The 13620-nt window shown below is 37.9% G+C and carries 10 protein-coding genes; 7 read left to right on the top strand and 3 right to left on the bottom strand.

What is annotated here, in order from left to right; translation table 11 throughout:
• Positions 1 to 53: 53 nt before the first annotated feature.
• Positions 54 to 539, top strand: coding sequence for a hypothetical protein (locus tag ABC255_RS20500; RefSeq protein ID WP_412996439.1), 486 nt, complete (start codon positions 54 to 56; stop codon positions 537 to 539).
• Positions 540 to 643: 104 nt separating this feature from the next.
• Here the strand turns inward: ABC255_RS20500 and ABC255_RS20495 are convergent, their stop codons facing one another.
• Positions 644 to 2698, bottom strand: coding sequence for an nSTAND1 domain-containing NTPase (locus tag ABC255_RS20495; protein ID WP_412996437.1), 2055 nt, complete (start codon positions 2696 to 2698; stop codon positions 644 to 646).
• Positions 2699 to 2866: 168 nt separating this feature from the next.
• On the opposite strand from ABC255_RS20495, the gene ABC255_RS20490 reads away from it, so the two are divergent.
• The 4 genes from ABC255_RS20490 to ABC255_RS20475 all read left to right on the top strand — a co-directional run bounded on the left by ABC255_RS20490 (position 2867) and on the right by ABC255_RS20475 (position 6677).
• Positions 2867 to 3262: a hypothetical protein gene (locus ABC255_RS20490; RefSeq protein ID WP_412996435.1), complete on the top strand. Its 396-nt coding sequence runs from the start codon at positions 2867 to 2869 to the stop codon at positions 3260 to 3262.
• Between the two features lie 169 nt (positions 3263 to 3431).
• Entirely contained in the window at positions 3432 to 4406 is a 975-nt protein-coding gene (locus tag ABC255_RS20485) for a DMT family transporter (RefSeq protein ID WP_412996433.1), read from the top strand.
• 352 nt (positions 4407 to 4758) lie between these two features.
• On the top strand, positions 4759 to 6201 hold the full coding sequence (locus ABC255_RS20480) for a glycoside hydrolase family 1 protein (RefSeq protein ID WP_412996431.1): 1443 nt from the start codon (positions 4759 to 4761) through the stop codon (positions 6199 to 6201).
• A 137-nt stretch (positions 6202 to 6338) separates the two neighbouring features.
• Positions 6339 to 6677, top strand: a complete 339-nt coding sequence (locus ABC255_RS20475) for a hypothetical protein (RefSeq protein ID WP_412996429.1) — start codon at positions 6339 to 6341, stop codon at positions 6675 to 6677.
• A gap of 132 nt (positions 6678 to 6809) precedes the next feature.
• Here ABC255_RS20475 and ABC255_RS20470 read toward each other — a convergent pair whose 3' ends face one another.
• Both ABC255_RS20470 and ABC255_RS20465 read right to left on the bottom strand, forming a co-directional pair.
• The gene (locus tag ABC255_RS20470) at positions 6810 to 8117 is read right to left on the bottom strand and encodes a M14 family zinc carboxypeptidase (RefSeq protein ID WP_412996427.1); all 1308 of its coding nucleotides are present in this window, start codon (positions 8115 to 8117) and stop codon (positions 6810 to 6812) included.
• Positions 8118 to 8347: 230 nt separating this feature from the next.
• Positions 8348 to 10177: a helix-turn-helix domain-containing protein gene (locus tag ABC255_RS20465; RefSeq protein ID WP_412996425.1), complete on the bottom strand. Its 1830-nt coding sequence runs from the start codon at positions 10175 to 10177 to the stop codon at positions 8348 to 8350.
• Between the two features lie 252 nt (positions 10178 to 10429).
• Between ABC255_RS20465 and ABC255_RS20460 the strand changes: the two genes are divergently transcribed.
• Both ABC255_RS20460 and ABC255_RS20455 read left to right on the top strand, forming a co-directional pair.
• Positions 10430 to 11569: an acyl-CoA dehydrogenase gene (locus tag ABC255_RS20460; protein ID WP_412996423.1), complete on the top strand. Its 1140-nt coding sequence runs from the start codon at positions 10430 to 10432 to the stop codon at positions 11567 to 11569.
• 32 nt (positions 11570 to 11601) lie between these two features.
• Entirely contained in the window at positions 11602 to 13572 is a 1971-nt protein-coding gene (locus ABC255_RS20455; RefSeq protein ID WP_412996421.1) for an acetate--CoA ligase, read from the top strand.
• Positions 13573 to 13620 lie beyond the last annotated feature (48 nt).

The raw sequence follows: 13620 nt of genomic DNA, 5'->3' as shown, positions 1-13620 counted from the left end.
TCTTCAAGGCAAGAATTTAAAGGTTTAAATAGCAATCTTAAAGGAGACAAACCATGGAAAAGTTTTTACAAAACTTAGATTTGTCATCAAAAGGTTTATGGTTTCCAATTACATTGGGTCTTATCTTATTGATTTACATATTATTTATGCCAAAACGATTAAGTTGGAGAGAAATTTATTTTGTCTTTTTTACAACTGGCTATGTAGCGATAACCATAGATGTGTTCCTGATGTTAAATTACTTGGATGTATTTGATTTAGGTCGTGATCCACAACAAGAAGGAATAGGTGATTTTATATGTTACGGTATCATTCCCTCAAGTTACGCAGTAATTTTTCTAAACTATTTTAAACAGGAAAAGAAATGGATATATGTTACCATCTTTACGATCTTGGCTACCTTATCTGAATGGCTGCTTGTTCAAGTTGAATATATGCAGTTAAAAGGATGGCATACCTGGTGGTCAATTCCTGTTTTTATAGTCGTTTTTGGGTTTTGGTTACCTAAGCAATTAAGTTTATTACGAAAAGAGTCATAATTAATACAATAGTGAAGGTTTCTATATTAACTATAGGGACATGTTTGTGAAAAAAATGCAGGTATGTTTCCAACCTGCATTTTCTTTATAGTTAAAGGTGTTGATTATAAATTTTTTTGAGCTAAATCCTGGAATAGTCTCTCTAGGGCTTTATTCAAATATCGATAGTAGGTTGATAAGGATAGATTTGTTTTCTTTGCCACCAGTTCATGGGGACGAATTCCCTGGATAAAAGCATATTTTAATATTCTCCCTAAAGTCGCTTCCATTTCCTCACCACCGATTAGTAAGTTGATCACATCTACTATATCTTTTTGAATAAACTTTCCTATTGTTTCAGTAGATAGATCAAACGTAATTCTATGTGGAAATAAACGAGTATAGGTCTCGGATAATCCAGAATTCCCCGGTATTTTTGAAAATTCCTTCATTAGTATTTTAAGTTCGTTTACATCTCCGGTTGACTTAGGCTGGTTCAACGTCTCGTCTAATGAATTTTTTGATAGAACTCTATCTAGTTTTGAAAGATAGTCTTCCTGTGTAAGGTCTAGAATAAATCCACGGAATTCCGTTCCTGATTGGGTTTTGCCATAAGACCAAGGAGCAGAATCAAATCCACATAACTCTAAAACAGGAAACCACTCTTTTAAACATGTAAAATCTAAGAGCCATTTTGATAATGAAAAATGATTGATAAGAGTACTAATAACATATGTTTGTGTTTTAGCTGCAAGCTCTGGCTCAAGACCAACAAAACATATTAAATACGAATTAGGAGCTGGTTTCCAACCCTTCAAAAAGGGGTGAAGGACCTGGTCTGTTTCTAACACTTTTAGCATCTTGTCATGCAATGGAATCTTTCCAAAGAAAGCAACTAATTCATTTTCCTGCCAGATAGTGATAAAAGAAGATGGATCAACTTCCCAAATTGGGCGAATTAAACGTACCATAAGAATGTCTTCGGAAGCTTCGGGTAATACGAAGTGGTGATAGCGGATGTACAAAGATTCAATTACCGGAAGATCGCATTCGTGACATCCCCGCACTTCGACGTTGTCTAAATGACCGGTGAAACAAATATTCCGGACGAGAGGATTTTCATGTAAGCTCATTTTATCTAATTGTAGTTTCTGCCTTAGAAGCGGATTAGACCTTTCTTCCAATCGTATCTGTTTTAGGGCTTTTAATCTCATTTGTTCATAGGTTTGTGGTTTCCGGAGCATCATGTCTTCAAGTGCCCATGATCGTATCGCATCGTGAAGCATCCAGCCATCTTCTTTTAAAATAATGAAAGGCATTTTAATGAGTCTTCTAAACGATTCATAATCTATTTCTTCTTCTAGTAATGATGAAAGTCTTTCTTCATTAAATCGCCAAAATACTGACGCTGCCTCGAGTAATCGTCTAACTGAAGCATCTAGTCCATCGAACAGCTCTTCTATTAATACTGAAATAAGCTGATTCTGTTCTATGCGAGCGAGTGGTTTATATTGATTTCCCTTCAACATCATTTCAGCAACAAGGGTCATGGCAAGAGGAATACCTCGAGAAAACTGGAATAACTGTGATTTTGTTTCGTTGCTTGCTAGGCCGCGTTTTCGAGCGTATTGGTCGACATCGGTTGGCGTCAAAGAGGTCAGTGGCACGGAATGAAGGAAACTTGCCCAACCGGAACGCAGCCATCCACCTGTGAGCGGGTGCCTTCCAGCAGTGATAATTCGAACTGTGTCTTCGAACTGCCCTAGCCATTGAGGGAGCCATTTCTCAACGGTGTGCCAATTTTCAAAAGTATCAAGTAAAAGAACAACATGTCCGCCTTTTTGAGCCGACCTATGTATTATTCTGTTCACAATCTCCTCTTGATTTTGTTCATGCAGGTCCCATTCGCCGGCACTTTTAAGCTGATTGGCCAATTGAACGAATACATCTTCTTTAGCCCTTATCGTTTTACTTCCATCTAAAAAATAAACTTCGCCTACCTCTAATTCAGCCATGAATTGCTGGAGAAGTGTTGATTTTCCAATGCCGCTTTGTCCATTAATATGCAGCCACTGACATTCTGAATTGCCAGTAGTATGTTTGTGTAAAATTTCTAGTTCCTTGGCACGTCCTACAAAAAAGTTTCGTTCTGCACCTTTAAGCTTTGTCTGTATCTGCATCGAATCACCCCTTACTAATACATAATATTCTATATTTTAACTTTCATTTCCTTTTTTGAGAGTGGAATGATATTGCATGTGAGAGTGTTTTTTGATTATATTTGATTCAAATAAAATCCAAAGAGCTTATACTGGTAATGGAACGATATTAATAGGCAGGTGTCAGATATGAACATGGTGCTTACAAATCAAATAAAACATGCCCTAGAAGGCATATTTCCCAGCTACATTATCACTGTTACAAAAGATGGATATCCAACAAATACTTCTTTATCCCAGGTTTGCTATGTAGATGAACGACATATTGCTTTACCAGTTCAGACGTTTAGTAAAGCCGGCAAACATCTCCAAGAGGTTCCCGATATGTTTGCTGAAGTGGTCGACCCTGTCACGTTAAGGAATTGGAATCTCGAATTAAAATATTTGAGCACTGTAGAACAAGGTCCTATATTTGAAGAAATGGCTATAAAGTTGGAAAAGTTATTTTCTTTAGTAGGAATGGAGGATCTTTTTCACTTAAAGGGTGCGGAAATTTATGAAGTGGTAGCTGTGAGTGAACAGTAGGGGAATAGATTTCTTATTGGTGACTACATAAGGTAGATTGAGTTTAGACGAGAGACCACTAGGTCTTTTTTTGTGTCTATAAAATTAAATATAATTGATTGTAATAAATAACAATATACGATATATTGTTTTAAGAAAATTACAACAAATGGGGCAAGAGGTGAATTTAGTGAAATCAATCGTAATTGGGATTTGTGCAGCTTTCTTTTTTGCTTTTACATTTGTTCTAAATGCATCCATGGAGTTATCTGGAGGCAGTTGGATTTGGAGTGCCTCGCTCCGATACATCTTTATGGTCCCATTTCTTTTGAGTATTGTCATCATGAGGAAAAATCTACGGCCGCTATTAACAGAAATGAGAGAAAACCCAGGACAGTGGCTTCTATGGAGCTTTGTCGGCTTTGGGTTATTCTATGCTCCGTTATGTTTTGCCTCTGCATACTCACCAGGCTGGCTTATCGCTGGTACATGGCAGATAACGATTATTTCGGGCGCACTGCTGGCTCCGTTATTTTTTGTAACAATCCATACAAAGAATGGGCCGTTACAGAAAAGAGGGAAAATACCCTTTAGAGGTCTAGTCATGTCAATGATCATTCTACTAGGGATTGTCCTTATGCAGATGGAACATGCAAAGCAACTTTCATTTGAAAATGTATTATTGGGAGTTGTCCCAATTCTAATCGCCTCATTTGCCTATCCTTTAGGAAATCGCAAAATGATGGACGTATGTGAAGGACGGTTAGATGCTTATCAACGCGTGTTAGGAATGACATTAGCAAGTCTTCCATTCTGGCTTTTACTTTCCTACTATGGGTTGTTTACCGTAGGATTGCCAAGCGGAGGGCAAAGTCTTCAATCCTTATTGGTGGCACTATCCTCAGGTGTGATTGCTACTGTCCTATTTTTTATGGCCACAGATATGGTGAGAGGTAATATGCAAAAGTTAGCTGCAGTTGAAGCAACGCAATCAATGGAAGTTGTGTTTGCATTAGTTGGGGAATTGCTCTTTCTATCGATACCGCTTCCTACCCCATTATCATGGGTTGGTATATTTGTTGTAATCTTAGGTATGATTTTGCATAGCTATGTTTCAAATAGAAAAGTGGAACATTATTTAAATCAGTCAGTGAACATAAACTAAATAAAGTGAGAGCATAGGGTTCCGTTTTAGGTGCTTTCTAATTAAAAGACATAAGAATTGACGTATGAATTGGCATACGTCTTTTTCTTTATGTTGAGGGATCAGGTTAATCACCCGAGCTGATAAATAGACGGAGAGATTCCGCTTAATAAGTGAATATTATCAAAAAAAGCTCGAAAAAGGGTGTTGCTTATATGAGTGAATTTATTTGAGTATTTTACAAAGGTATCATAAATAAGGAAAAACAGAGCAAGTTAAAAAGTGGGTGATGGTTGTTTATGCAAACCTCCCAATAAAAGCATTGAATGTTATCTATTTTTAACTACAGTAACCCGATTGGAGGTTTAATGGATTGAATTCTACACAAAAGGTATTTCCTGAAGGTTTTTTATGGGGCGGTGCAACAGCAGCGAATCAAATTGAAGGTGGCTTTAATGAAGGAAACAAGGGCTTAAATATTGCCGATGTACTTCCGGGGGGAAAAGAGCGCCTGAAAATTTTAATGTCTGCTGGATTTAATTTTGAAATCAATCACGAGAAATACATATATCCCAATCATGAAGCGATTGATTTTTACCATCGTTACAAAGAAGATATTGCTCTGTTTGCAGAAATGGGCTTTAAAGTATTTCGGATGTCAATTGCTTGGACAAGGATTTTCCCAAATGGTGATGAGCTTGAACCAAATGAAGAAGGTTTGGCTTTTTACGATCAGGTTTTTGATGAATTATTAAAGTATGGGATTGAACCTGTAGTAACGATTTCTCACTATGAAATGCCACTGCACCTAGTAAAAGAATTTGGGGGCTGGAGAAATCGTCAGGTTGTTACCTTCTTTGAGAAATATGCCAATGTCATTCTTAAGCGTTATAAAGATAAAGTGAAATATTGGATGACCTTCAATGAAATTAACGGTGCCTTGAAGATGCCAATTATGAGTATGGGCTTTTCTCCACAAAATGAGGAGAAACGTTACCAGGAGACATTCCAGGCTTTCCATCATCAATTTGTTGCCAGTGCTATCGCAGTAAAAGCCTGTAAGGAGATCATTCCTGGTTCAAAAATTGGCTGTATGATTCTTTTTGCACCTGTGTATTCTTACGATTGCAGTCCTGAAAACATTATGTATGCCTTAAAAGAAGAGGAACTCTTTAATTATTTCTGCGCCGATGTCCATGTACGTGGGGAGTATCCAGCCTTCATTAAGCGCTTTTTTAAGGAGAAAAATATCGAATTAGAGATTCAAGATGGTGATTTGGACGTAATAAAAGAAGGTACAGTAGATTATATAGGGTTAAGTTATTACATGTCTCGTACGGATAAAAAAGAAAAGTCTGAAGAGGAAAAAGCCCAAGGAAATATTGTTGGCGGTGTGAAAAACCCATTCTTAAAGGCAAGTGATTGGGGCTGGGAGATTGATCCGATTGGTTTACGTATCAGCTTAAACAAGCTTTATGGAAGATACCAAGTCCCTCTATTTGTCGTTGAAAATGGCTTAGGGGCGTATGACCAAATGGAGGATGACGGTTCTATAAATGATGACTACCGTATCGATTACCTCCGCGAACATGTGCGTGCCATGGGAGAGGCCATAGAAGATGGAGTGGAGCTGATGGGTTATACAGCCTGGGGTTGTATAGACTTAGTCAGTATGTCGACTGGTGAAATGTCCAAGCGCTATGGATTTATTTACGTTGACAAGAACGATGACGGAAGTGGAACACTCGAGAGAACAAGGAAAGAATCGTTTCATTGGTATAAAAAAGTGATTGAAAGTAATGGAGAAATCATATAAGCATACATTGTTTTTTTATTGGGCAAAACCGTTTACTCAGGGACGGTTTTGCCTTTTTCTCCGGTTTCACTTGAATGTTCTTAATTGAGAACTTATAATTATTATGAATTGTTAATAAATGGAGGTGAAATGTACACATGAAACGGCAGGAAGTTATTATTTATGCACAGACATATGATTTCAAGAATGATGAAGGTCATTTAGTTCCAGCTGGAGAAATTCATATTCTTAGTAAAAAGCAAGCTCTTTCTAACGAAAAAGGGGTTTCCAACGGTCACAGAATCGCTCAAGTAGAAGTACCATTTGAAGTGGCTCAAAGAATTATTGGACAAGTACCAGCTGTCTGTGAGATCGAATATGAAATTACAGTAGTAAATAAAGCGCTTGTACTTCTCCCGAGTAATGTTCAAGTCATTAAAGAGATTGAAAGTTTAAATATATTAGAGGAAACCGATCCTATTAGCGCATTTGGATGAAAAAGTTAATTAAAGGTTAGTAAGGGAACAAAGCATATCAGAGCAATGTGCTTTGTTTTTTTTGAGTCTACAATAGAAAAGACTGACTCCAAATTGGGTCAGTCTCAATGTATGTTCTTCTATAAGAATCGATTAATCCCTTGTCGTAGGATCTTCAATTCTGTTCGTTGATTCTGGAATGGCGTCATAAATCGCTGTATCCACATCATGAATCGATCCGTCGGCAAGCCCTTTAAATACTTCAAATAATGGTACTTTTACGGTTTCTTTCAGCATACCTGCCTGTTTTTGCCCAAGTGTCTGACTTTGTCCTTTAATTTCAATCAGCATGATGGCTGCATCATTTAAAGCAAACGCTCCAAGTGCAGTACCTGGAAGGTTAACATCAGGATATTTTTGAATGGCACCATAATGTGAGTTACCTCTCTGAAGAGCAAGATTGGCCAGCGCATTAACTTGTTTGCCAAGCTTTAATACCTCTTCATCAACTTCATATTGTTTACCTGAGAATGGATCGGTGTATGGATCTGCTACAACTGCGGCCACTTGGACTGGAACGGATCTGTTGTCCTCATCAGAAAGTGTATTAAATCCACGGTGGTGAACATCAACGTAAACATCAGGTTTAAATTCTTTAAATACACTTGTAACCGTTCTAGCTTCAGCTGTTACATAAAAGCCGCCATAATTGCTATTATTGGTTGCATTACTATTTAAAAAGGCTGCAACTTTACTTTTATCTTCATCTTCTACTCTAAAATCTAAATTCGGATTGTAGTCTCGGTTTTGATCATAACCAGGGATTCCATAAACCACACGGCCATCATTTGCCTGACCTCTTTCACTGCCATCTGCGTTATAGTACCAAGGCGCCACAGTACCTGCAGGCAGAGCTATATTTTCTGGAAGCCAGGTTTGGTGTGTATAACGGGTAGGGTACCATTTTCCTTCAAATGTATTATCTGATCCTTCTGGATTAATCCTAGGCATAATCCAAATGGAAACTTTATCTAGTATTTCATCGATTTCCTGTCCGCCGCTTGATAGTTTTTGAATAATATCAATGGCAGCTTCTGTTCCAATTTGTTCGTTACCATGAATTTGTGTCGTAATTAATATTCTTTTTTTGTTTGGATTGGCATCACCGAATTTGACAACATACAATGGATCTCCCTGTTCAGCTTCGGTTTTATATCCATCTAATGAATGGTTAGAATATCCGACAACTTCTAATTTCATTTTCCCCTTAGAGGATGCCTCTAGTTTCTGTAGTGTTTTTGTTAGTTCCTCATTAGACATGTAGCTTGATAAAGAGATATTCTGTTCTCCCTCAATATAAGGTCCGTTTGGATTTGATTGAGGTCCAGCAAAGGCAGTAGTTGAAAGTGTCATTGTTAATGCCATGGCGGCTGGAATAACAGCCTTTGAAAACTTTTTCATAGATATTCCCCCCAGTATGTAATAGCTGCCATTTGTTTCGAGTATAGAAATAAATGGTAGTTATTAAGTATATTACCAGAGGATAGCGTCTTTATTAACTGAAAAATCACCATATTTGGAAAAATGAACCAATAGAACTTATCTATCATTTCTTTTCAGATAATAGTACCTAATGTCTTCTGCTAAACAGATAGGCTTTTTTTCCTGTTTCCAGGTAGTTGCTTTTCTTTTTAGCCTTTGGTTGGCTGTAAGGGATCTTTACCTTTTATAAACTGATAAATATTTATCGCTAATTGAATATTAAATAGGGATTGACTATCATTCAGGTTTGTTACAAGAATTTCTTCAATTCGCTTTAAACGATAGCTTAAGGTATTCGTGTGAATATGCAGAGAGTCGGCCGTTTTCTTAATGTTTTGATTTTGGTCTAAGTAAACAATCAGCGTGCTTAACAATTCACCTTTTCTAGATTGTTCGTATTGAATAAGAGCCCCTAATACTTCTTGGATAAAATCGATTAATTCCTCCTTTGAATTCTGTAAAATAAACCTCTGTACGCCAAGATCTGTATAACTAATGACTCTATCATCAAATGAGTAGTTTTTGAGGAATTTTATGCACTTTGTCGCTTCTACAAATGACTCATGGATGAGAGTAAGACCTTGTTTCATTCTTCCTATACCTATGGAAACTTCTATGTCACTGTATTTATGATTAATCTCCAGCTGTAACTTTTTTGCGAGTTCCTTAATTTCAGCCACAATATTGGATGATGAAACTCTCGAATCCAAGGAAAGTAGAGCAACGATTTGATTTTTATCTTTTACTGCCGTTACTTGAAAGTTCCTCCCAGGCAATGTCCTATTGGTCATATGGAGTAAATTTCTGATAACGGGATCACTGGTCACATTGTGCTCGTTTACCTTATCTTTTGCATTAATAATAATCGCCACGTAATTCCAGTTAGGATCGAAATTTAAGTTTTTTGCTTTCTGAATCAGTACCTCATCAATTTGTCCAGAAAATAGCTTGGTCACGAATTCTCCTCTTAAACGCTGCTGTGTTTCAAAAACGGCTTGCTCTTTTACAAGTTCAAGTGAAATGACCGTACAAGCATGTTCAAGAGCGGCAATATCCACTTTACTCATTTTTTGCTTTGAAAGGATGATTAGCCCGCCTAGAGACTTTTGTTTCGATCCAAGTGGCAATACAACTAATTGATACGGATCATCAATTAAGGTAATTTCGGAAACGGTATGTGAGTTTTCTAGTGTTAGGATAATATGTTTTGCATACGCTTTCATAAATTCTGTCATTTCAATAGAAAATGAGGAATGGCAGGCGGAAGCCCTAAGCTCTCCTATTTCATCAAAGAGGAACAAATGCTGTCCAATTGTTTTATGTATATAATTCATTATCGATTGAATTCCTTCTCCATTTACAACAAGATTTGCTAAGTTCCGATGTATTTCAATAGAATGGGAAAGCTTGCGAACCATTATTTCCTTTTCGTTGTAAAGACTAGATTTTTCCAAGGCAATTGCTGCCTGATGGCAAATCGCTTCCAATAGATTAATATCCTCTTGCTTAAACTGTAAAGATTGTTCAAATGAGTCCAATGTAATGACCCCGATACATTTTCCATTTTGTAAAATAGGGGAAGAAATCACAGATGTAAAATGAAAATTACTCGGAATCGACCGATCCAATAAATCTCTATTGTATGGAGTTAATGTAGACAGTGCTTGTTTAACTTCTCCTTCATCCCAAAAAATAAGACATTTTTTTGCTGCAAAAGTCATCCCCGTCATGGATTCACCGCTAACAAGTTTAATTTGCCTAAAAATATGTGGATAAAATAATCCTTGCGCGGATTGTGCGATTAGTCGATTCTGGATTTTGTCAAAAATCCATATAGAGCCACCCCCAGCAGCTTCAACAACAGATATCGTTTCACTCATGATGGATTCAAAAATCGTATTGATATCCAATTTGGAATTTATAACGTTGGACACATGTATTAAGGACTTTAGCTGCCGATGAGTTAATGTATCTTGCATCGTTCATCACCACCCTCTATCAAATTTATTTTACATTTCGGTCCTTTTTATGTATTTGTGTAAAAGTCACAAATTTATCACAACTATATTCATGAAAATGTACATAGCATAATAGTGCTAATCGTTATATTCTGATTATAAGAAAATTAAGACAGTAATGAAAGGGGGTCTGTGCGCAGAATAGTGAGTTTACTAGTTTGTTTTATTATTTTTTGTTAAAAACAATCAGAGTTTGAAAGGAGTTGTAAATCAATGAATTTTGATTTAACGAAAGAACAAGAGATGATCCGTGATTTAATTCGAGACTTCGCAGATGCAGAGGTTGCTCCCGGGGCAGATGAACGTGATCGAACAGGTGATTTTCCTAAGGAGATTTTTTCGAAATTATCTGAGTTAGGTATCATGGGTCTTCCTTTTCCTGAACAATATGGGGGTGGTGAAGCAGACACAATCAGCTTTGCAATTGTCGTTGAAGAACTAAGTCGTGTTTGTGCTTCAACAGGAATTACATATTCGGCACATATTTCATTAGGAGGGGCGCCACTTAATTTATTTGGTACTCATGAGCAGAAAGAAAAATACTTAACACCCATTTGTACCGGTGAATCCTTCGGGGCATTTGGTCTGACTGAACCAAATGCAGGCTCCGATGCAGGGGGAACCCAAACAACAGCAGTTCTTGATGGAGATGAGTGGGTCATTAATGGCTCTAAATGTTTCATCACCAATGCAAGCTACGCGAAGCACCTGGCAGTAACAGCGGTAACAGACCGCTCAAAAGGAATCAATGGTATCAGCGCATTTATTGTTCCTACTGACTCTCCGGGATTCACTGTGATTGACAACTACGAAAAAATGGGTCTGCATTCCTCCAATACGACAGAACTTATCATGGACAATATAAGAGTTCCGAAAGAAAATCTGCTAGGCACAATTGGAAACGGTTACAAACAATTCTTAGCTACCCTTGATGGTGGAAGAATTGGAATTGGTGCCATGGCGGTGGGTATTGCTCAAGGCGCATATGAAAAATCTCTCCAATATGCAAAAGAAAGAAAACAGTTCGGAAAAAGTTTATCTAACTTCCAGGCAATCCAATTTAAGTTGGCTGACATGGCAATGAATATCGAATTAGCACGGAATATGGTTTACAAAGCAGCTTGGTTAAAGGATCAAGGTCGAGTATTTAAGAAGGAAGCGGCATTCGCGAAATTATTTGCTTCGGAAATATGTATGCGTGCATGTGACCAAGCGGTTCAAATTCATGGCGGATATGGATATATGAAGGAATATCAAGTTGAGCGATTCTTCCGTGATGCAAAACTCTTGGAAATTGGTGAAGGAACATCTGAAGTTCAACGAATGGTCATTGCTAAACAAATTGGATGTTAATCAATAAATACAATTGTTAAAGGAGCCATGAAATGGATATCAGTGGAATATTACAAGTCGTTTCAAATAGTAAACTCATTTATCCAGCAGAAGAAAAAGTGCGTTCAACCTCCATTGGAAGCACCGAAGCTTTTCAACAACTACTTAAACAATCTCAAGAAGATCCTGCGTCATTCTGGGATCGTACAGCACGCGAACTGGTTTGGTATGAACCATGGAATGAAACTATTAGTGGAGAACTTCCTGACTTCCGCTTCTTTACCGGTGGCATTAGTAACCCGAGTATAAATTTACTTGACCATCATATCAAAAATGGTGCAGGAAACCGAACTGCACTGATTTGGGAGGGTGAAAACGGGGACAGCAAATTTTACACCTATAATATGCTTCTAGCAGAAGTAAATCGATTTGCGAATGTTCTTAAATCATTCGGTGTAAAAAAAGGCGATTGTGTCGCTATTTTTCTTCCAAATCTGGCAGAAGCCATTATTTCCGTTTTAGCTTGTTTTCGAATTGGTGCTATATACAATACGATTTTCTCAGGTTATTCCGAAAAATCATTGACTGACAGACTGATTAATTTTGAGCCTAAGGTACTGGTCACTGCAGACGCAACAAAGCGTCGGGGTAACTTGATTCCTTTGAAAGAAAAAGTCGATCATGTTGTACCATCTATCCCGTCAATCGAAGCTGTCATTGTGGTAAACAGATTAGGTACTGATGTTCAAATGAAAGAAGGCCGGGATTACTGGTGGCATGAGCAAACAAAAGCAGCAAGCATTGTTTGTGAACCTGAGAGATTAGAAGCGAATGAGAGCGGTATTGTATTTTATACAAGTGGTACCACCGGTAAACCAAAAGGTGTCGTGCATTCCGGCATGGCTTTTGTCATTCAGAACTACATATATGCCAAGTATCATATGGATCATCATCCTGACGATGTTTTCTGGTGTACCGCGGATATTGGTTGGTTAACGATGCATATTTGGGGAATTACGGGTGCCTTAGCAAATGGTGTAACCACCGTTGTCTATGAAGGTTCCGTTGATTATCCAACAAAGGACCGTTTTTATCAAATCATTGAGAAATACAGGGTGAATAAACTGTTTACTGCTCCAACTGCTTTAAGAATGTTAAAAAGTATGGGAGAAAAGGCAGTAGAGAAATTTGATTTATCTTGTCTCGATGTAATTTCCCTTGTTGGAGAACCTTTTGATCCGGAGACCTGGTACTGGACATATGATGTGTTAGGAAAGAAAAAAGTATATATCAATAATACGTGGGGGCAAACCGAAACAGCGGGGTCACCTATTGCTGGAGCTGCTTGGCTGACGCCAATGAAACCTGGTGCCGCGGGTACTGCCTTTTTAGGTGCTGTTATGGATGTCGTAGATGAAGAAGGCAATCCAGTACAATCTGGAAGGCTGGGAAATCTCGTTATTCGAAAACCATTTCCGATGCTATGCCGGACACTTTGGAAAGAACCTGAGCGCTATTACGCCTCGTATTTTAGCCAAGTTGATGGCTGTTATTATGCCAGTGACCTGGCATTAATCGATGATGACGGATATTTATGGGTAGTTGGCCGTTCGGATGATGCGTTTAATGTAGCTGGACATCGTTTAAGTACCATGGAGATGGAAAGCGCGGTGCTAGAAACTGAGGGTGTATCTGAAACTGCCATCATTGGAATCCCTGATGAAATAAAAGGAGAAGTTCCGCTCGTGTTCGTCCGACTCGTTGATGGCTATAAAGAAACAGAAGAATTAAAGCAACAAATAAATGCTCACATCATTCAACAAATTGGTAAGATTGCAGCGCCTAAATCAATTATTTTTACAGATATGCTGCCCAAAACAGTCAGCGGAAAAATCATGCGCCGTTTATTAAAAGAAATTGTTGTTTCAGGTAAAGTTCAAGGCGACATTACAGGACTAGAAGATCCAGCTACCGTTGCACAAATACAAAGAATAGTTGCTGAAAAGGCATCCGTGAAAAGGTAATAGGCAGGGCTAGTCATTTGTCAGGAACATGCTTGGCAAATGACTGGT

It is taken from the genome of Neobacillus canaveralius, assembly GCF_047237705.1.
GTDB classification, from domain to species: domain Bacteria; phylum Bacillota; class Bacilli; order Bacillales; family Cytobacillaceae; genus Neobacillus; species Neobacillus niacini_K.
Note: the sequence above shows the minus strand (reverse complement) of the source record. Positions and strands in the feature narration are given on the sequence as shown.